22 protein-coding genes are annotated in these 20921 nt (G+C 34.3%); 14 read left to right on the top strand and 8 right to left on the bottom strand.

Features of this window, described 5'->3' with window-relative positions:
* Window positions 1-51 precede the first annotated feature (51 nt).
* Together GM921_RS07780 and GM921_RS07785 are read left to right on the top strand one after the other, a co-directional pair.
* A complete protein-coding gene (locus tag GM921_RS07780) occupies window positions 52-1356 on the top strand; it encodes an NAD(P)/FAD-dependent oxidoreductase (RefSeq protein WP_182922028.1) in 1305 nt (434 codons plus the stop codon).
* 71 nt (window positions 1357-1427) lie between these two features.
* Complete coding sequence (locus tag GM921_RS07785; protein WP_182922029.1) at window positions 1428-2273, top strand: hydroxymethylglutaryl-CoA lyase; 846 nt, start codon at window positions 1428-1430, stop codon at window positions 2271-2273.
* Window positions 2274-2290: 17 nt separating this feature from the next.
* Here GM921_RS07785 and GM921_RS07790 read toward each other — a convergent pair whose 3' ends face one another.
* Window positions 2291-2707: a hypothetical protein gene (locus tag GM921_RS07790; RefSeq protein ID WP_182922030.1), complete on the bottom strand. Its 417-nt coding sequence runs from the start codon at window positions 2705-2707 to the stop codon at window positions 2291-2293.
* Between the two features lie 372 nt (window positions 2708-3079).
* On the opposite strand from GM921_RS07790, the gene GM921_RS07795 reads away from it, so the two are divergent.
* On the top strand, window positions 3080-3256 hold the full coding sequence (locus GM921_RS07795) for an RNA-binding protein (RefSeq protein ID WP_182922031.1): 177 nt from the start codon (window positions 3080-3082) through the stop codon (window positions 3254-3256).
* A gap of 66 nt (window positions 3257-3322) precedes the next feature.
* On the opposite strand, the gene GM921_RS07800 is transcribed toward GM921_RS07795, so the two are convergent.
* The 3 genes from GM921_RS07800 to fbaA form a co-directional block, all read right to left on the bottom strand.
* The gene (locus tag GM921_RS07800; protein WP_182922032.1) at window positions 3323-3748 is read right to left on the bottom strand and encodes a GNAT family N-acetyltransferase; all 426 of its coding nucleotides are present in this window, start codon (window positions 3746-3748) and stop codon (window positions 3323-3325) included.
* Entirely contained in the window at window positions 3714-4223 is a 510-nt protein-coding gene (locus tag GM921_RS07805; protein WP_182922033.1) for a low affinity iron permease family protein, read from the bottom strand. Before GM921_RS07805 ends, GM921_RS07800 begins: the two co-directional genes overlap by 35 nt.
* 136 nt (window positions 4224-4359) lie before the next feature.
* Window positions 4360-5439 (bottom strand): class II fructose-bisphosphate aldolase, encoded by a 1080-nt coding sequence (gene fbaA, locus GM921_RS07810; RefSeq protein ID WP_182922034.1) that lies wholly within the window; start codon window positions 5437-5439, stop codon window positions 4360-4362.
* A gap of 186 nt (window positions 5440-5625) precedes the next feature.
* Here fbaA and accD point away from each other — a divergent pair, with 186 nt between their 5' ends.
* The 3 genes from accD (at window position 5626) to GM921_RS07825 (ending at window position 8426) form a co-directional block, all read left to right on the top strand.
* Entirely contained in the window at window positions 5626-6471 is an 846-nt protein-coding gene (gene accD, locus GM921_RS07815) for an acetyl-CoA carboxylase, carboxyltransferase subunit beta (protein ID WP_182922035.1), read from the top strand.
* Window positions 6472-6866: 395 nt separating this feature from the next.
* Window positions 6867-7625: a DUF6882 domain-containing protein gene (locus GM921_RS07820; RefSeq protein WP_182922036.1), complete on the top strand. Its 759-nt coding sequence runs from the start codon at window positions 6867-6869 to the stop codon at window positions 7623-7625.
* Window positions 7626-7943: 318 nt separating this feature from the next.
* Complete coding sequence (locus GM921_RS07825) at window positions 7944-8426, top strand: hypothetical protein (RefSeq protein ID WP_182922037.1); 483 nt, start codon at window positions 7944-7946, stop codon at window positions 8424-8426.
* Between the two features lie 158 nt (window positions 8427-8584).
* Here GM921_RS07825 and GM921_RS07830 read toward each other — a convergent pair whose 3' ends face one another.
* Window positions 8585-9193 carry a fibronectin type III domain-containing protein gene (locus GM921_RS07830; RefSeq protein WP_182922038.1) on the bottom strand — a complete coding sequence of 203 codons (609 nt, stop codon included), beginning with the start codon at window positions 9191-9193 and terminating at the stop codon, window positions 8585-8587.
* 1116 nt (window positions 9194-10309) lie between these two features.
* Here GM921_RS07830 and GM921_RS07835 point away from each other — a divergent pair.
* The 8 genes from GM921_RS07835 to GM921_RS07870 all read left to right on the top strand — a co-directional run bounded on the left by GM921_RS07835 (window position 10310) and on the right by GM921_RS07870 (window position 16285).
* Window positions 10310-10789, top strand: coding sequence for a hypothetical protein (locus GM921_RS07835; protein ID WP_182922039.1), 480 nt, complete (start codon window positions 10310-10312; stop codon window positions 10787-10789).
* Window positions 10790-11270: 481 nt separating this feature from the next.
* A complete protein-coding gene (locus GM921_RS07840) occupies window positions 11271-11975 on the top strand; it encodes a leucine-rich repeat domain-containing protein (RefSeq protein WP_182922040.1) in 705 nt (234 codons plus the stop codon).
* Between the two features lie 203 nt (window positions 11976-12178).
* The gene (locus GM921_RS07845; RefSeq protein ID WP_182922041.1) at window positions 12179-12802 is read left to right on the top strand and encodes a hypothetical protein; all 624 of its coding nucleotides are present in this window, start codon (window positions 12179-12181) and stop codon (window positions 12800-12802) included.
* 251 nt (window positions 12803-13053) lie between these two features.
* Complete coding sequence (locus tag GM921_RS07850; RefSeq protein ID WP_182922042.1) at window positions 13054-13488, top strand: hypothetical protein; 435 nt, start codon at window positions 13054-13056, stop codon at window positions 13486-13488.
* A 184-nt stretch (window positions 13489-13672) separates the two neighbouring features.
* Window positions 13673-14026, top strand: coding sequence for a ferredoxin (locus GM921_RS07855; RefSeq protein ID WP_182922043.1), 354 nt, complete (start codon window positions 13673-13675; stop codon window positions 14024-14026).
* A 13-nt stretch (window positions 14027-14039) separates the two neighbouring features.
* Window positions 14040-14813, top strand: a complete 774-nt coding sequence (locus tag GM921_RS07860) for a hypothetical protein (RefSeq protein WP_182922044.1) — start codon at window positions 14040-14042, stop codon at window positions 14811-14813.
* A 201-nt stretch (window positions 14814-15014) separates the two neighbouring features.
* Window positions 15015-15740, top strand: a complete 726-nt coding sequence (locus GM921_RS07865) for an N-acetylmuramoyl-L-alanine amidase (RefSeq protein WP_182922045.1) — start codon at window positions 15015-15017, stop codon at window positions 15738-15740.
* A gap of 80 nt (window positions 15741-15820) precedes the next feature.
* A complete protein-coding gene (locus GM921_RS07870) occupies window positions 15821-16285 on the top strand; it encodes a YciI family protein (RefSeq protein WP_182922046.1) in 465 nt (154 codons plus the stop codon).
* Between the two features lie 1037 nt (window positions 16286-17322).
* Here the strand turns inward: GM921_RS07870 and GM921_RS07875 are convergent.
* From GM921_RS07875 to GM921_RS07885, 3 genes are all read right to left on the bottom strand, one after another.
* Window positions 17323-18327, bottom strand: a complete 1005-nt coding sequence (locus GM921_RS07875) for a cytochrome d ubiquinol oxidase subunit II (protein ID WP_182922047.1) — start codon at window positions 18325-18327, stop codon at window positions 17323-17325.
* A 2-nt stretch (window positions 18328-18329) separates the two neighbouring features.
* Window positions 18330-19661, bottom strand: a complete 1332-nt coding sequence (locus GM921_RS07880) for a cytochrome ubiquinol oxidase subunit I (RefSeq protein WP_182922048.1) — start codon at window positions 19659-19661, stop codon at window positions 18330-18332.
* Window positions 19662-20020: 359 nt separating this feature from the next.
* Window positions 20021-20920 (bottom strand): MBL fold metallo-hydrolase, encoded by a 900-nt coding sequence (locus GM921_RS07885; RefSeq protein ID WP_182922049.1) that lies wholly within the window; start codon window positions 20918-20920, stop codon window positions 20021-20023.
* Window position 20921: the final 1 nt, after the last annotated feature.

Genomic DNA, 20921 nt, shown 5'->3' on the forward strand with positions numbered 1-20921 from the left:
TAACTTCCTATATTTGTTAAACTAATTGATAGGTTCATTAGTTGTTCTACTATGGAAAACGGAAAGCAAAAAATAGTTATTGTTGGTGGAGGTTTTGGCGGTATAGAATTAGCTAAAAAACTTCGAAATAAAAACGTTGATGTTGTTATACTCGATAAACACAATTACCACACGTTTCAACCCCTGTTGTATCAAGTTGCAAGTGGAGGTTTAGAGGCAGATTCTATCGCTTTTCCAATCCGCAAAATATTTAAAGGACAAAAAAATCTAACTTTCAGAGTTACGGAAGTAGCTAAAGTAATCCCCGAAGAGAATAAGTTATTAACTACCATTGGAGCAATTCATTACGATCATTTAGTTATCGCAACCGGTTCAACTAGTAATTTTTTTGGTCAGGCAGAAATAGAACAAAATGCAATGCCGATGAAATCTATTCCAGAAGCATTAAATCTGCGTAGCTTAATTTTACAAAATCTAGAAGCCTCCTTAATTGCAAATGATGATCAAACTGAAAAAGAATTATTAAATTTTGTAGTGGTTGGTGGCGGACCAACTGGTGTAGAAACTGCTGGCGCCCTTGCCGAACTTAAAAAACATGTACTTAAAAACGATTATCCAGAACTGGATATTCATAAGGTAAATATTTATTTAATTGAAGGATCGCCTGAATTGTTGGGTTCTATGTCTGTAAAAGCACAAGAAAAGTCCAAAGAATTTTTAGAAGAACTGGGCGTAACCGTACTTACCGAAACGAGGGTAAAAAGCTACGACGGCAGAGTAATTTCATTAATTGATGGAAGATCTATCCCCTCTTCTACTGTAATTTGGAGTGCTGGGGTTAAAGGTGTAGTGTTAGATGGTTTAAAAGCCGAAAGTGTGGTACGAGGTAATCGTCTAAAAGTAGATATCATTAACAGAGTTGAAGGTTATCAGAATATTTATGCCATTGGCGATGTTGCCGCAATGATTACTGATGAAACGCCAAACGGACACCCTGGAGTTGCGCCTGTAGCGATACAACAAGGAAAATTATTAGCTAAAAACCTCATCAATCTTATTGAAAATAAACCAATTGAAGCTTTTAAGTATTTTGATAAAGGCGCAATGGCAACGGTTGGTAGAAACAGAGCAGTTGTAGATATTAATAAAATCCATTTTCAGGGTGTATTTGCTTGGTTTACGTGGATGTTTGTGCACTTAATGACCTTAGTTGGTTTCAGAAATAAACTCGTTGTTTTTGTAAATTGGGTTTGGAGTTATTTTAGTTATGATAGAGGTACACGATTGATTATTAGGCCTTTTAAAAAGTCGGAAAGTCCGGAAGACGGAAAGTCCGAAAGTTCAGCAGTTCATTAATCATTGGTTCATTTGCCTAGGCGAACAACAAATCTAAATACTAACTACTAAATACTTTGTACTAAGAAAAAATGAAATTAATAGAATGCCCTCGTGATGCCATGCAAGGTTTACACGATTTTATTCCGACAGCCTTAAAAGCAGAATACATTAATCTTTTATTGCAAGTAGGTTTTGACACCATTGATTTTGGAAGCTTTGTTTCTCCAAAAGCTATTCCGCAATTGCGAGATACAGCAGAAGTTTTAGCACAATTAGATTTAAGTACAACTAAATCTAAACTATTAGCTATTGTAGCAAATTTAAGAGGAGTTGAAGCAGCTGTTCAGCACCAGCAAATTACATATCTCGGATTTCCTTTTTCTATATCAGAAACCTTTCAGCAGCGGAATACAAATTCAAGTATTGCTCAATCTTTAAACACAGTTGAAGAAATGCTTAATCTGTGTGATAAACATCGAAAAACAGCTGTGGTTTATTTATCAATGGGTTTTGGTAATCCTTATGGGGATGAATGGAATGTAGAGATTATAGAAAAATGGGCTGATGAATTGATAAATAAAGGCGTAAAAATACTTTCTCTAGCAGATACTACTGGTGTTTCTACACCAGAAAAAATTGAAACCATTTTACCTGCATTACTAAAGAAATTCGATCAAACAGAAATTGGTATTCATTTGCATAGCACTCCTTTTACTCGATTAGAGAAAATTGAAGCTGCCTATAAAACGGGTTGTACTCGTTTTGATAGTGCGTTAAAAGGTTTTGGTGGTTGTCCAATGGCAGCAGATGATTTAACAGGAAATATGGCTACAGAAGATTTAATCTACTATCTACAAAGCAAAGGTGAAGATTTAGGTTTAAATATGGACAAATGGCAAGAAGCGATGTTATTGTCATCCAAAGTGTTTAATTGAGTGTAAGGTATTTCTATCTATTCTTGAGCATATGTTTTTAGATCATAGAAACTGCCTAAAAAAATCCTATTATTTCTTTTTACATTCCCTTTTCCTGAATTATAAATAGTGATTATATAGTTATATGTACTTCCAGATAGACCTGAAAGTGCATCTATTGTAAATACTGTTTTCTCACTTTCCTGAATGTATTTTACATCGTACTTTATTATTTTATAAAACTGATTATCGCTGTACTCAGACTTATCTGTAAGTACCAGATGCGATAGCATTTTATCCGTAAAAGAAAAACTATAGTACTCGTTGCAGGTGGCTTCTTTTCCTTCCTCTGTTTCATATCTATCGCCACGGAAGGCAATACCTTTTAAATTAGCAAATTGTGCGAAAGCTGTATTGCAGAATACTGCAATGATGAGCGTTAATAAAAATTTCATAACAGTTGTTTTAGTTAATTATCTTATACTAAATATAACTACTAGAAAACAACTAACAAATTTTCAGAGGTAAAATCTTATTGTTTAGCCAATGAAGCGATTTTGTAATTCCTAGAAACTGTTTAAAAATGAAACCACATAGGCACATAGGGTATTTAACTTGTGGGATAGGAAGATAAATTTGCTAACACCTGCCTGCCGGCAGGCAGGTAGCCTTTATGTGCCTATTGCAATGCCTTTAGGCATTCTATGAGGTCTTGGCTTTCATAAAAACTATGTGCCTATGTGGTTATGTTAATTTTGAGTGAAATTTAGGCAGCTTCCCAGTAAATCGAGTATATTTAAGAAAGATGAAATCTAAATTAATTTAAAATGGATAAAAAAGTAATCGATGGAGCTTCTTGCAATGTAGTAGCTGGTACACATGCAGGCAAATCGGGTGTAATTAGGGATATTAACACTAGTAAAACTGGGCATTTAACCATCACAGTAGTACAAGAAAATGGTGTTAGATTTAAAACGCTAGCAAAAAATGTAGCTGTGGTTTAGCTCTTGCTTGCAAAATAGCTGAAAAGAATATCTTAATCTTTCTTAAATCCTTACTATTAAAAAGTCCTAAACCTTTTTCACCATTTTAAAATGCTGAATACCCGCCTCTTCAAACTGATCACCTTCTGCAACAAAACCAAATTTAGCATATAAACTCATGGCATCTAATTGAGCATTTAAATAAATATAGCTAGCATCAGAAGGTAAATCATCCAACGCAGTTGCAATTAAAGCTCTCCCCACTCCTTGCCCTCTAAACTCTTTCAACACAGCAAAACGTTCTAATTTATAGCCGTTATCTGTTTTTCGCCAACGACAAGCTCCACAAGGTTGATGATCTGATAACGCTAAAAAATGAATAGAAACATCCTCATTTTCCCATTCTAATTCAGGCGGACAATTCTGTTCATCCACAAAAACTATTTTACGAATGGCAAAAACTTTTTCTAACTCTTCTTTAGTGGTCGCTTTTTGTACTTGAAGTGTGTCCATTTTTTCTTTCTTTTTTAGTGCCTTTAATTTTTGTGAGTTTTAATTCGTTCAATTCTTCCGCTACATCTATAGAGTGCGAGCAATGTATATCCGTTTCTTTCTTCGCTAATTTAGCTATTGTTACATAAAACTTATGCAACTGATCTAGTTCTGCTTCGGTTAAATCTTCAATATCAACCATTCTATTACTGGCATGTTCATGTGCTGCAATTAATTCGTTCAGCTTTAATTGAATGGCCTTACTATCTTTATTTTGAGATTTTTGAATTAAAAAAACCATTAAAAACGTAATAATAGTTGTCCCTGTATTAATTACCAATTGCCAAGTCTCCGAATAATCAAATACTGGACCTGTTAATGCCCATAAAATTACGATGGCTGTTGCTGCTAAAAAAGCATAAGAACTTCCTGTAAATCGCGTTGCGGCATTCGCAAAGTTTTCAAATAAATTAGTGTTCTTTTTTTTGCTTTTCATTTTCAACTATTAATTTATACTCAGTTGGCGAATATTAATTGATTATTAATGCCACAAAAAAGCGTAACAAGTTATTTATCCTGTTACGCTCCTCTGTCTTAAAACAATTAAGTTTAAGAAAATGTTTGCAATCGTTTTACAATTTATCGTTTGCGTTAATGCAGTTTAAATCTTCAAAAGCGCCAGTTAAACGTTTCACAAATTCTTCCTCGCCTTTGCGTAACCAAACACGTGGATCATAATATTTTTTATTTGGTTTGTCATCTCCATCCGGATTACCAATTTGACCTTGCAAAAATGCTTCGTTCGCTTTGTAGTAATCTAAAATACCTTGCCAAAATGCCCATTGCATATCTGTATCAATATTCATTTTAATTGCTCCGTAAGAAATTGCTTCTCTAATTTCTTCTTGTGAAGAACCAGAACCACCATGGAATACAAAATTGATTGGTTTCTCTGCAGTTAAGCTATATTTTTCTTTGATAAAATCTTGAGAGTTCTTCAAAATGATTGGTTGTAATTTCACGTTACCTGGTTTATACACACCATGTACGTTACCAAAAGCAGCTGCAATGGTAAAACGATCACTCACTTTACTCAATTCATCATACGCATAAGCAACTTCACTTGGCTGCGTATATAACTTAGAGCTATCTACATCGCTATTATCAACACCATCTTCTTCACCACCAGTTACGCCTAATTCAATTTCAATGGTCATGCCCATTTTGTTCATGCGTTTAAAGTATTCTACACAAACTTCCATGTTTTCTTCAATTGGTTCTTCAGAAAGATCCAACATGTGCGATGAAAATAAAGGTTTACCTGTTTCAGCAAAGAATTTCTCACCATGTGTTAAAAGGCCATCAATCCAAGGTAATAATTTTTTAGCAGCATGATCTGTGTGTAAAACCACAGCAACACCATAATGCTCTGCTAATAAATGCACATGCTTAGCTGCAGAAACCGCACCTAACACGCAAGCATTTAAGTTATCATTATTTAATGTTTTACCTGCGTAAAACTGTGCACCTCCATTAGAAAGTTGAATCATTACAGGAGAATTTACTGCTTTTGCAGTTTCCATTACCGCATTAATAGTATTGGTTCCTGTAACATTTACCGCTGGTAATGCAAACTGATGTTTCTTAGCCTGTTCAAATAATTCCTGAACGGCTGCTCCGTAAATTACGCCTTTATAGCCTTTTAAACTCATTTCTATTTAAATTTGATATGTCGAAGTTATGAAAAAAATTAAGAAAACAACAATTTTTACCTAAGTGTACTTTTTACAATAACTATGGTTAGTTTTATAACAATTGTTGTAAAACACTTCATCAAAAACACATGTCATTGTTAAATAATTTTTTGTTTCTTTGTACTCGCATTTTTAACTAGTAACATGGCTTGGTTTAAGAGAGAAAAAAAAGGTATCAGCACCACTACCGAAGAAAAGAAAGAAGCACCAGATGGCTTGTGGAATAAGTGCCCAAATTGTAAAAAAGCATTGCATAGTGCCGATTTAATAGAAAACAAATACGTTTGTCACTATTGCGATTATCATTTACGCATAGGTTCTAAAGAATATTTTCAGGTTCTTTTTGACGATAATAAATTTACCGAATTGTTTGCCAACCTAACTTCTGGCGACCCGTTACAATTTAACGATAACAAACCTTATACAGAGAGAATAGTTGAAAGTCAGGCCAAAACAGGCTTAAAAGATGCTATTCGTGCTGCTCATGGTAAAGTTGATGGTCAGGAATTAATGGTTGCCTGTATGGATTTCGCTTTTATTGGCGGTTCTATGGGTTCGGTAGTTGGCGAAAAAATTGCTCGTTCTATCGATTATAGCATCAAAAACAAAGTGCCATTTTTAATGATTTCTAAATCGGGCGGTGCTCGTATGATGGAAGCTGCATTTTCTTTAATGCAAATGGCAAAAACATCGGCTAAACTAGCTTTGTTAGCTCAAGCTAAAATCCCTTATATTTCTTTATTAACTGACCCTACAACTGGTGGTGTTACCGCATCTTATGCCATGTTGGGCGATATTAATATTGCAGAACCTGGTGCGTTAATCGGCTTTGCCGGACCACGAGTAATTAAAGAAACGATAAAGAAAGATCTTCCAAAAGGATTTCAAACTTCTGAATTTGTATTAGAGCATGGCTTTTTAGATTTTATTGTTGATAGAAGACAAATGAAAGCTAAATTGGCTAGTTTCTTGAAGATGATGAAGAATTAAATAGTTCATTAGTCATTTGTTCAATAGTTCATTGGGCAGGTTGTCTAACTAATGACACGAGTGAATTAATTAGTTCAATGGCTCATTTGTTCATTAGGCAAAATGTCAAACTAATGAACAAATGATACTAATGACACCAATGAACTAATCATATTTAGAAAAGCAGGGCTTGAAATTCTTAGGAATGTCAGCCCTGCTTTTTGCTTTACTTCGTGTTCGCTCCAATCAGGTTTAGGTTACGCAGGCTTTTATAGCTATTTAAGGTTTCTTGCAAACGTAAAAAACATTTAATAATCGGATATTAAACGGTTATATTCGTTTATAAATGCTTAATATGCTATTAAGAAGTGCCAAGCAGGAAGTTACCAGTAATTTTAACGATATAACAAGATAAATTGGAAACCATAGACTATAACTCTTTTGCTAAGAAATGTGTTGATGACTTAAAAAGTCTGCAAGACAGATTTCAAGAAGAATATGACTTGAACTGGTATGAAAATTGGTTTTACAACCAAGCGACAGGGTTGCTTACTTTTTCAAGCAATGAGGTAGAACTTAACTTTAAATATTTTGAAGTAGGTAGCTTTTCAGAAAAATTAAACACTTGGATGTGGTCTTGGGACAATGACGACACTCTTGACAATGTAAAAGAGAAGACTAAACTCATAAAACGATTTGGACAAAGGTCTAATTTTTCAAGACTTACAAACGGCTGTTTTCAAAGTGATGAATTCGAAGCGTGGGAGTTTACTGCCATTGCAACCAAAGTTACAAATGGTATTGGCGTTTACAGACCCGTTAACCACGAACAACTTCAAATATTTTTGGTCATAACAGAATTTGTTGACAATGAAGTTGCACAAAATATTAAAGACAAATATGTCCAATGCGATATTCATGAATATAAAAGAATAGCATTTGTTTGTCAGCATCTAAATCACACATCCAAAATAGGATTTGAAGAAGCATTTGAAACTTCTGAGGACATGGAGCTTATGGAGGAGGAGGATTTTCAAGCTTGGTGTAACGAGTGTGAAGTCGTTCGACTAAAAGAAGGAGAATGGAATGACAAGTCAATGGAGTTCTCTGGAATAAAGTTGGTTTGCGAGAAATGTTATTTTGAAATGAAAGAACTAAACCTTGGGCACAGATAACTACCACTAATAGTGCCTTGGCAAGTGCGGAAAATCCTTCTCCAACCTTTCCAATCTTTTAGTAATTTTAGCTTAACCTACCCACTCTAGCGCAAGCGTCTCGCTTGTGCTACAACATATCAATTTATGTTGTCTAAAATCCTATATTTAATTAATGAGTGTGAAATATAAGATAGGGATATTAAATTGATTAGTTAAAGTTATTTTTTATATTTAGTCACAAGCGAGACGCTTGCGCCAGACTGGGGTTTATAAATACTTAATATCCGATTAAGTAGCACCAATCTAGAAGGCTAAAACGAAATTCGTCTATAAATAATGAAAATATCGACATTGCTATTATTTATTTTTCTTTTCAGCTTCTCTGGAATTTATGGACAGACAAGAATTATTTATGAAAAAGTAATAGACGAGCATCTAGAAACAATACCAGCTGTATGGATTCAAAATTCTGATTCTATTATTTTAGCTAAAACCGACCTTCAAGGAAAATTTAAAGTCGAAATTTCTTTAAAAGAGACTAAATTAATAGTTAGCGGGCTTGGCTATGAATGGACAACTATACAATTACCACAGGAATGTGGAAATTTAGAAATCATATTGCTTTTAAGTTCGACCTATGATTTTATGTCATTTAGAAAAATTGATAGGCAAAGAAGAAAGCAGTTTAAAAAATTAACTTTTCTCCATAATGAGGCATACAAAAAAGGTCTCTTCTTAAATATGGAACCTTGTTATAAACAGGAATTTATTCCGATAAGATCTAGATCAAATAAATTTAGAAAGGATAAACAAAATTAATAAAAGCCCAACCGCTAACAGCAGGTTTAAAAAATTGCAGGCGAAGTACGCTCACAATCACGGCTAAACTTTATCCCTTCTACATCCTCAAGCAAACTTAAAAAGCCATTCTAACCTAAATTAGAATGGCTTTTGTTTTACATTAACCTAAGTATTTTTTATAAGATAAAGCTTTTAAGTATATCGCTGTATATACGTTCATTTGCACTTCCAGCGGCTATAACCCGAAATTCATATTCTAATCCGCTAGTTAATGGTTGTAACAGCACTGCGCTTTTTGTTGAGAGAAAGTTAGTCCATGCTTCAGTACCTACCACACGATACTCATATTGATACATCCCAGCACCTTTAATTTTAGTCAATTTTACAGTAGCCATACCCTTTTCCATAGATTTTGCACTAAAACCAGTAGGTTTTGGTAAAATTCCAACCGGATTAACTGCTTTTGATAAACTAAAACCAGAGCTTAATAAAATTACTTCATTGTCATTACCATAAATCAATACATAATGAAATAATTTAATTAAAAGCGCTTCTAATTGTTCTCGTGCTTCGTTTTTCACTGCTATCTCTGATTTTCCACCATTTTCTGCATCACTTAATGCAGCGGTATAATCATTGTCTGCTGCCGTAATTTCGCCTAAAGACGGCACAGGTGTTGCAAAATATGCATTCGCAGTCATGCTATTAATAATAAATTTGGCTTTGTTACTTAATTCTGTATCACTGTAACGGGAAAAGCTGGTTACAATTTTTGGTTTAGACATTTTTTTATGTGTTAATACCATAGCGATCTTATGTTGTATCTCTAATTCATTTTAATAAGATAAGAGCTATACAAGCTATGGTTGGGTTTTTAAAAGATAGATTATTTAGTATTTATCAGCTTTAGCTATCCAATTTGTTCATAAGCATTTTGCTTTTGTTCATAAGCATTTTGTTTTTGTTCATGAACATTTTGCTTTTGTTCATGAACATTTCCTTTTTGTTCATAAACATTTTGCCTTTGTTCATGAACATTTCTCTTTTGTTCATAAACATTTTGCTTTTGTTCATGAACATTTCTCTTTTGTTCATAAGCATTTTGCTTTTGTTCATGAACATTTCTCTTTTGTTCATAAACATTTTGCTTTTGTTCATGAACATTTCTCTTTTGTTCATGAACAATAAGCTGTTATGATCTTAAATTGGTAGGATTAAAAAAGCTAACATTGTATATGCGCTTTAAAACTAAGGGGGTAAACCTGCTTTTTGCTCAGGCAAGAGAACAACTATAAATAATAGGTTCTTTTTAAGATTAAATTGGGCATCACTTACTTTTAACTCCATAGTTTTTGTTTTTTGCTTTACAGCAAGGTTTAATACAATACTAGAGGGATGATAAAAAGCAAGTGTTTATTGTTACTACAATTAATACCTTCTTTCTATTTCGAAAGTAAGTATTAAAATGAGTAAAACAAATTATTTATTTTGCAAGACATTAACTATCAGTTAATTAAGTTTACTTTAAAGAAATAAAGCGGGAGCAAATAGCAATAGACAAGGTTTTTTTAAAGTGTTAATTTTTGTTAATGTTGCTTTTGGTTCTGTGCATGTCCGTCATTCCCGTGAAAACGGGAATCGTAAAGCGGTAAAAAGGCTTGCTAGCATTAAGATCCCCAATCAAGTTGGGAATGACGAGCGTGTTATTAGAGTGTCGTCTTTGCAATCCCGATAGTTACCGGACAGATTTAGAAAGCAAAGGCTTGTTTCAAACGCAATAACATTTAATAATCGGATATTAAACGGTTATATTCGTTTATAAATGTTTAAAACGGATAACTTGCGCCGTGTAGGGAGTTAGTGGCAATATTCAAAGACAGACAAACAATAAAGGGAAAGCAATGAAAATAAATATTATAGCTTTATTAATACTCATTACAGGACAGACATTTGGACAAACAAGTCCCAAAGTCATTTTCTTTTACAAACCCTACACCAACAGTAGTGAGACAAATTTGTATCGAGACACATTAGTTAAGTTTGACTTTAAGACACAATATGAAAACATAGAAAATGCTGACATTGAAAAAGAAGTTCAAATCGCATTGTTACATAATGACTATAGAATAGTTGGAATAAGTGGTAATTCATACTTATATCCAGGACTTGAGGGCGGATACAAGACAAACAAAGACGGAACAAAAGCTTTTATAGGACTTGACCCAAAGTATAAGAGCTACATTAAAAAATATGGTTTCAAAGTTATTCAAGGAACAAGTGATTCTATGAATCCGGACAACCCACCAATGCAAGGGGTTGCTTATGAATACGCTAAAAAATATAACTTGCTACTGTTAGAAAAAATGAAGACGAAGAAATAATTAGGCACAGCAAAGCTATATTTTATAATGAATTTCTAATCAGATGAACAATTAATAAGGACAATCAATGAACAATCGACGCAAGCTTCCTCGCATTTTCTTCGTGATTACTTTCTTTGGGGTCATGAACTTTTTAGCAATGTTAAGTAGCCCCGCTTGGGCAAACATCCGAGGAGTAGATGTTGTGCGCCTCATCGGTACAGGGATGTGCTTTGGAGCTGCAATCGTTTTTGTGGCATACTTTCTAGACGGTCGCTCATCCTGAAGACTAGGAATTCTGCGCAACAATGTATTCCCTAACCTATCCGTTAAAGTTATTTTTCATATTTAGTCACAAGCGGGACGCTTGCGCCAGACTGGGCACCAGCAAGGCAAAACCTAAATCACCTTCGAGCCGATAGTCGTAGATTAAACGATAAAATCGATTCTTTTTAATAAACTTCAGTAAATTTAATACTAATTATCAACCAGAAAATCTTAGATGAAATACATAATCGCAATCTTCTTAGCAACTTCGATATTTTACCAGTCTCAGGTTCTGACATTTAAAAATCAAGCTTTAAGAAATTCTATACTAAAGAAATACCCAGAAATTGATTTGAATAAAGATGGAAAGATTCAAAAAAATGAAGCTGATAAAGTTAAAAAACTAAGTTTAATGGAAGAAAACTTACAGAATGTTGAAGATTTAAAATTCTTTAAAAACTTAGAAAGACTTGTGTTGACAACAAATAAGATTGAAAGGTTAAATTTTAATGGATTTAACTATTTAGAAGAACTTTATATCGCTAATAACAAGTTATCTGAACTGAATATAGCTAATATGCCCTCACTGAAATCTTTGGCGTGCGGACAAAATAACTTAACAAAAGTTTCAGTTAAAAATTGTCCAAGTCTTGAATCAATAAACATGATGAATAATCAAATTCAGAACCTAGACCTTTTTCCTTTTACAAAGCTCAAATACTTGGCAATACAAAACAATAAACTTTCCAGATTAGATATTTCAAAAAATCTTGAGCTTCAACAAATAATCATTAATGGGAACAGCATTAAACAGGTTGATATAACTAAAAACCTAAAATTGAAGATGAATAATCTTTATATAGACAATAATGTGAAAATTCAAGGAACTGATGAACAAATGAAAAATTACAAAACAGCACCAAAAGTAATTCAGAACTAATTAGCACAAGGCTAGCGAGCGCCTGTGGCGTGTGAATAATATAAGGTTTTGTAAGCGATCCGGAGCATTAGAAATATAGTAGTACAGTAGATTACTTTTAGTGGAAAAGATACGATTGATATTGAGTATCTATAATATTTTAAAGGTACACGTCACAAACGTGCACCAGCAATAGGGCAACTCATAATGCCAAACCCAACGAAATGAAACAACAAAAAATAAAGCGAGCTATTAATATTATAATTTTGAGCATCACTCTGTTAATTAGTGCTTGCGTTACAAACAAATATATCCCAATTAAGAAAAGAATAATTGAGTTTGACACATTAACATTGTCGGATGTATTAGAGTCAGAAAAGAGAACAGGTTCGAAAGATATAACACCAAATCATTTAATTGGAATTGGAGAAGGAATTTATCCTAACAAACATAAATTCATTCTAAATACACCAAGAACTTTTAAGATAAAAGAACTTCCAAGTTTAGAACTGGAAACCGAATATTTTTACACAAAAAATGACAGTTCAGTTAAAGTTATTCTTTATCAATGGGACTATCTGAAAAATGAAGAATTAGAAAATCAGAAGAGAGATCGATTAACTGAAAAAGTCGAAGTATTTCAAGACAAATTTCATAAACTAAGGAAAGAATTAACAAATGAACTTGGCCTACCAGTACATAATAACATTGAACAAAATAATATATCCAGTGGAACATTTAGAGATGGCATCAAATGGAAAAGTAGTAATGGACTGAATGCTTATTTATTTATGTTTGGCAATAATAACGGTTATAGACAAATAAGACTTGCCATTTATAAGGAATAGCTTTTAATAGCATTGCGTGTAATTTCCCAAGGCTAGCGCACGCCTGTGGCATGTGAAATAATATAAACTTTGTAAGCTGCTCGGAGCATTGGAAATATAGTGGATTAGATTACAGTTAGTGGAAAAGATAGGATTGATATTGATTATTTATAATATTTTAAAGGTACACGTCACAGACGTGCACCAGCAATAGGGAGTTACCAGCAATGTTAATTGCCCCAACAAAAACAAACGATTAGAATTTACAACAAATGGCAATTCAGCATAACAAATTACATCAAGATATAATAATTACAACGGATAGCTTTTTTAATTCTATTTCATTTGACAAAGATGCTGAAAGTTGGATGTTTAATTTTAAGAATAACGTTTCCTTGTTTGCGGAGACACTTTGGCGAATTTTAAAAGATGGTCAAATAATTTTGGTTTCAGCAGACCAAGGACAACAATTTGGTTTACCAAAGCCTGTTGATGTAGTTATTGAACTTTCAAATTTGTTGGCAGGAGAAAAACTAACTGAAATTAAAATTAAAAAAAACACTGCGGACTTAGTTTTAACTTTGACAGGTAGTTTAGAAATAGAGGTTTTTATTTCCTCAGGGGGTTACGAATCTTACAGTTTGTACACCAACAATAGACGATATATAGGAATGGGAATGGGCGACATTGCAATTTTTAATACTTGACAATAAATTAAAATGAAAAATACTGCTGGTAATAGCGGTTTTGCAAAATTGACAGACAATCTTCTTTCAAATGTTACACTGCATAATAATTCATCTTAACTGCCGCCATTCGCCAAGCTACAAAGCGCTATAAGCAAGCGTATGACAACGAATAAATCCACTTTAACCAAAACATCTACTTTTAATGAATATTTTTAAAAATCTATTTAGAAGCTCAACAAATTCAAATCCTAAATACTTAACAGGACCTAGACCTAGACATGAACTAAATGTTCAAGGCGACTTTTATGTTGAAAAGGATTCTTGCACTTTATGTGGAGCGCCTGAAGTAGAGGCAATGGGCTTAATGGCACATTCTGCTGGAGGTTGTTATTTTATTAGACAACCTGAAACAGAAGAAGAAATAGAACAAGCAATAAATGCTATTGCTGTATCTTGTGTTTCAGCAGTTAGGTATGGTGGAACAGATCAAAAAATAATTAAAAGACTTTATGCTCTAAAGTTAGAATCGGAATGTGATTACATTATGCCTATCTAACATATTTCATAATATGATCGAAAATAATAAATATTTAAAAAAGCTCAGGATTATAACATTTGCTTTTGGCATAATAGCCATCTTAAGTAGCTATTCGCTATCTGTAACGACTTTTGCCTATGGAACTGGGGACAATACTCTGCTAATCCTTTTATTATATCCTATTCTAATTATCTCTACTATTTTAATTATTGTGAAAGTAAGGTTCGGGTTCTATTTGACTTTGGCAACATCATTAATGTATTCAATCTTGCTAACTCAAGAAGTAGAAAAATATATAATCTTCGATACTCAAAATATCATCTTGCTTCCCGTACTATTATTGCCTTATGTATGCTTTATAATTCTTATTTCGTTAACAATTATTTACTTGACTGCAAATCTGAAATATTGGTTAAGATGGAGAACTGCATCAATGATATGTGCGGTTGGTTTTTTTATATTCATCATAATCGATGCTTACAGCAAGAACTATAATGACACCATATTTATTGATGCAGAAATTGGCAATGGAGGTAATATAAAACTTAATTGCAAACCAGGTTTTGGAGATGCAAGGGTTTTTGTCATCAATGTAGAGTCAAAATTGCTAGAAAAAGAAATAAAAGCAAACGGCGAATACTATCAAGGAAGCTATTTTCTTAGCAATACAAAAATTATAAAAAACTTTCGATTCAATAAATTGAGATCAATAACAATAAAAAAGATTGGAAATCATAAGCTGTCGCAAGAACTCACGTGGAATAAAGAGAAATTAAAGGGAGAACTTGAATTTCTATATCCATAATCTTGACAACAGAAAGGTTAACGCTTAGGCAATTATCAACCAATGGTGGGCAAAATATTTTTGCTTTCTAAATCATGAAATTTAACATTAAAGAATTAAGATAAATTAAGACTTCATTCTTCTTCATTTCTTAATGTTTCAAAACTCTTTAAATTCTATTTAAACGAAAATCTTTATCTTAGTTCATCAAAATATCCTGCTATGAAAAACCTAATTCTGTCCGTATTTATATTTACCGTACTCTCTAGCTTTACCATCAATCGTTTACATAAAGATAAAGCAGTTATTATTTGGCAACCCTCCCATCAAACCGATACAGGTGTAGATTTTAGTGAAGCAGCAACCTGTAATGCCATAGCTGAAGCTGCAATGGCTACCAAACCTAAATTAAAAGAATATAAAGTTTGGAGTTTAAATCAGGAAGGTTTGCACCATAACAATGTAGGTAGCAACACGGTTATTGAACATACTTCTGCTATACTAGATGGTAAAATTTCGGGCTATGCCTATGAGTTACAAGAAGCGAACAAGAAAAAACCTGATGTTTTTATTGCAGTTCATAACAACGGCGGCACAAAACGTCATGCCATTTGGGGTTTTATACATGAAGGTGATCCATATGAAGCAGAAAATAAAGAATTAGCAGCCAGATTAATTGCAGCAGTAAGTAGCGCTACCGATTTAGAAAACAGAGGAGTACAATTAGATAGCTCTACAGGGAGAAATGATTACACGTGTAAAACTACTGGCAAACGTGGTTTTTATAGCTTAGATGAAAATGTGAATACTGCAAAATATAGAGTGCTGTTAGAAATTGGAGATAATGGAGTAAGCAAAGCATTCTTGGAAAACCCTGCTAATCAGAAAAAAATTGGGGAAGCCATAAAAACAGAACTAACCAAATGGTTAAAAGAAAAAGGTTTATAGAAAGTGGGAAATGGTGAATAGTAAATAGGGAAATAGACTGGATGCTTAAAATTGAAGGTTTTATAAAAAATAAATAGGTTATGAAAAAAATTACGCTCTTACTATTGTTATTATCTGTGGGCTTACTTGTAAATGCTCAAGAGAAAAAAATAAACCCAAATTACGATGAAGCTTTAGCTAAAAAATATGGCGCCGAAGAAAACGGCATGAAAATGTATGTTTTAGTCATCCTTAAAACAGGAACCAACACAACTGCAACTAAAGTCGAAACAGATAGTGCTTTTGCTGGCCACATGGCGAACATGGGTAGATTAGTAAAGCTTAATAAACTAATAGTTGCTGGTCCATTAGGTAAAAACGATAAAACCTATCGTGGTATTTTTATTCTAAACACGAAATCATTAGATGAAGCCAAAGAAATTTTAGCAACCGATCCGGCTGTAAAAGCTAAATTATTAGATGCCGATATCATGAACTGGTATGGCTCTGCTGCACTTGCCGAATACTTAAAGGCTGAAGATAAAATCTGGAAAGCAAGAAATTAAATTATTGTGAATTTGTTAAGTAGGCCATGAAAATCTCGTCCTTTCGACTGGAGCGCCAGCCTCTTCGGCAGGCAGCGAAACGGAGAAATCTTTTTACCACATAGGTACATAGGTTTTAATCACAACTTGTCCCGAGTTTTTCGGGAGACAAAAAGGATAAACACAGATTTAATTGCACAGTCGAAAGATTTAGCTTCGCTGAGCACTTCGTGGTTCTCGGCTGCGCTCGAAAAGACGAACGAACTAAAACATCATACCAACTCAATTGTTTGACTTTTCCTAAGGTCGTCATACCCAACTCGATTGGGTATCGTAATGCGAAATATATTTCTTCTTAATGCTTTAAGGTTCCCGCCTACGCGGGAATGAAAAATATCTCGTCCTTTCGACTGGAGCGCCAGCCTCTTCGGCAGGCAGCGAAACGGAGAAATCTTTTTACCACATAGGTACATAGGTTTTAACCACAGACAAAAAGGATAAACACAGATTTAATTGCACAGTCGAAAGATTTAGCTTCGCTGAGCACTTCGTGGTTCTCGGCTGCGCTCGAAAAGACGAACGAACTAAAGCATCATACCACCTCGATCCGATAACTATCGGATGGGTATCCTATGGACACATCTTGTTAAGCACCTTTCTTTGGCTATTTGCAAGGGTTCCGTTCAAAAAAAACTGTCCTCCGCCAAGAACGACCGTCAATCCCCAGTGCCAGCCAATCAAAAAAACAGGCGCACAAAAGAACAAATATCACTACCGAACCTTAAACGCAGTGGTTTTGTGTTCAGTTTTGCAACTACTTTCATTTATCACTCACAAACAAAACGCAGTGATGTTGTTTTTTTGATGCGTAGGGATGTGTGAAAAGGCACATCGGGTGGATTGACAAGCATTTTTGCATACTTTTGATGCCTCAAAAGTTTGATGCCTTGCGGCATAGAGCATAAATAAAACTAAATTTTGTGTCCACACGATAGGTACGTACGTACCGCCTACGCGGGAATGACGCAAGGCAAAAAGAAAAATTAGAATAAAATAGCTTACTCTTCTTTCTGCTGAAACTTATAAAACAAATACCCTAAGAAAGGTAGAATCAACAAACTTCCTAATAACAATCCCCAACCTAAACTATCAATAGTTTTTATAGGTGCAATGCTCTCAAAAAGTGAAATTTTATCTCCGTTTTTTAGTCGGATGAAGTTTGGAAAGTGAGCGTAACTGATGGCTAATAAAATCATCGTTACCTGAAAACCTGCTAAAATGCGCAATACTTTTGTTTTTCCTTTTAGCAATAAATACCATAATAACACGAGCGATAAGCTTGCTAAGGTTACAGCAATTAATCCGATGTTATTTTTAAATACCCAATCTATTAAGGGTACATTTTGCATTTTAGCGGCAATAAAAACTAGTGCTCCAAACAGCACCGCAGCAACGTTCATAAACTCTGCTTTTTTTATAAATCTCTTTTTATCTGCATCAGCTTTGCTCTCTCCTATTAAATAAATTGCTGCTAAAAACCCACATAAAGCAACAGTAAATAAACCGACCGCTATAGAAAACCAGTTTAACCAGCTAAATATATAGGCATCTACAAAAGTAGTAGCTTCGGTATCTATCTGACCAGAAAGTACGCTACCGGCTATAATACCAAGAAACAAAGGTGTAATGAAACTAGAATACTTAAAAATTCGATTATACAGCCATTGCATGTCATCTTTAACGGCATCATAATGTCTAAATACAAAAGCAGTTCCTCTGGCAATAATCCCAATTAACATAATTACCAATGGGATATGTAAATAAACCGACATGGTGCTATATATTTTAGGAAATGCGACAAATAAAATCACAACTGTAATAATAAGCCACATATGGTTTGCTTCCCAAACTGGTCCGATGGCATGATACATTGTATTACGTGTTTTGCTTCTGTTTTTAGATGACGTAAATAATTCGATAATACCTGCTCCAAAATCGGCCCCGCCTAATAAAAAGTAAAGCAAAATAGCTAAGCACAAGAAAGAGATGACAACATATTCCATAGCTATTTAGTATTTGATGGTGTTTCTGATGGATTATATAAAACGGGCACCATTTTAATTTGCCTGTAGAGTAGAAAGATGACAATTACGCTAAGCGATGCATAAATTGCCGAAAACAAATAAAACGACCATGCGATACCAGGCATTGGTGTAACGGCATCTTTGGTACGCATAATGCCATAAATTATCCAAGGTTGTCGACCAACTTCTGTAACAACCCAACCTGCTTCTAAGGCGATATAACCCAAAGGGATGGCGCAAACAAATAACCATAATATCCATTTTCGTTCTAGTAAAGATTTTTTACGCAACAGCGTGATAAAATAAGTAAGGGCAATGAGCACCAATAAACTGCCAATGCCTACCATAATTTGAAAGGCATAATGTGTTACCGCAACTGGTGGATGTTCGTTTTCTGGAATTTTATCTAAACCTTTTACTTCTGATTTGAAATCGCCATGCGCTAAAAAGCTTAATGCACCTGGAATTTCAATGGCATAATTTACTTTTTTGTTCTTTTCATCTACAATACCCCCAATTAATAAAGGCGCAGGTTTTTGTGTTTGATATAAGGCTTCCATGGCCGCCAATTTTGCAGGTTGCCTTTTAGCTACATCTTTTGCAGAAATATCTCCACTTATTGGTTGCAAAACAGCGCAAATGGTGGCAAAGGTGGCAGCAATTTTAAAAGCTTTATAATGGAAGTCTTTGTTTTGTTTTTTTAAAATCATTAACGCATGAACACCTGCAACAGCAAAACCAGTCGCTGTAAAAGCGGCCAAACACATGTGCAACGCCTGACTAAACCAAGCTTTATTAAACATGGCTGCAATTGGATCTATGTTTAAATATTGTCCGTTTACGAAATCAAAACCTGCTGGACTATTCATCCATGCATTGGCTGCAACTACCAAAATACCTGATGCTAGTCCGCTTACGCCAACTACTACACCAGTAAACCAATGAAACCATTTGTTTAATTTGTTCCAGCCGTAAAGGAAGAAACCTAACGCAATTGCTTCAATAAAGAAAGCTGTTCCCTCTAAAGAAAAAGGCATACCGAAAATTGGTCCGGCATGTTCCATAAACTTTGGCCAAAGTAAACCCAATTCGAAAGAAAGCATAGTGCCAGATACTGCACCTGTAGCAAAAAAGATGGCTACACCTTTGCTCCAAGCTTTCGTGATGTTTTTATAAACTTCGTTATTGGTTTTAAGCCATTTGTAGTGTGATACCGCCATAAAAAATGGCATCACCATACCGATACAAGCGTAAATAATATGAAAACCCAATGAAAGGGCCATTTGTGAGCGGGCTGCTAAAAAATCATCCATATAAAAAGGATTTAATAGTACAAATATACCCGATAGGATTGTGGATTTCTTTAGTTATCAGCAGAATAGCTAATAAATTTTTAATATGGAATGTTTATAAATTGTATAAAAATAGCCGCAGATGCGCAGATTATAACTAAATAAATCTGCGCATCTGCGGCTAAAATGTATTTGATAAAACTAACCTACTGTTAATTCTTGATATGCTGCAGTTAAACTTCTTGCTATTCCATCGCCTTGCCATTCTGGTGCACCAGGAATACTAGTTGCTTTTTTAAGATTGTATAAAAATAGCCGCAGATGCGCAGATTATAACTAAATAAATCTGCGCATCTGCGGCTAAAATGTATTTGATAAAACTAACCTACTGTTAATTCTGTATATGCTGCTGTTAAACTTCTTGCTATTCCATCGCCTTGCCATTCTGGTGCACCAGGAATACTAGTTGTTTTTAAAATCTCCTCTTTCGTTTTACCAGCTTTAATTTCGGCGCTCACAAAAGTTAATAAAGATTGCAAGTAATTTTGAAAGGCTTTAACATCAGCTTTGCTACCGGTAACCTTTTCTGGATCTAAACTATGTCCCCAAACAAATAAGGTATCGTTATCAAATTGTTTTTGAATTTTGTCTAACGCGATTATCCAGTTTCCAATGTGAGCACCATTATCTTTATCAATAAATGGATAACGACGGTTGAATACTAAATCGCCCACATGTACAATGTTTGCATTTTCGAAATGATAAACAACATCACCATTGGTATGACCTGAGCCATAATAATAGGCGCTTATTTTTTCTTTTCCTACTGGAGCCTTCCAGCCTTTACCAAAGGTGATATCTGGGAAAAGCTGTTTGTCTTCGTTTTTAGCTTTCTCGGCCGCTAGCTTTTGATTAATTAGCGAGTTTTGATGTGCTACCACATGTTCGGTTAATCCTTTAAAAGCAATGTTTCCAGAAGTATGGTCGCCATGATGGTGTGTATTTAATAAATATTTGAATGGTTTTTCTCCAAGTTTCTTTAATTCTTCTATTACATGTGGTGCAGAGGTTGGAAATTGTGCATCGACTACAACAAAACCATTAGAACTATTTAGCCAAGCGATGGTGCCGCCTTGTTCGATAAAAATACCTACATCATTGCGTAAGGCTTTAAACTGATAGGCTCTTGCTAAGTTTGTGCTTGCAAAAACATCTGACTTATAAAAGGCAAGCATTGCGGCTGCTAATGCTGAATTCTGAATAAATTGTCTTCTTTGCATT

Source organism: Pedobacter planticolens, assembly GCF_014172375.1.
In the GTDB taxonomy this organism is placed as follows: domain Bacteria; phylum Bacteroidota; class Bacteroidia; order Sphingobacteriales; family Sphingobacteriaceae; genus Pedobacter; species Pedobacter planticolens.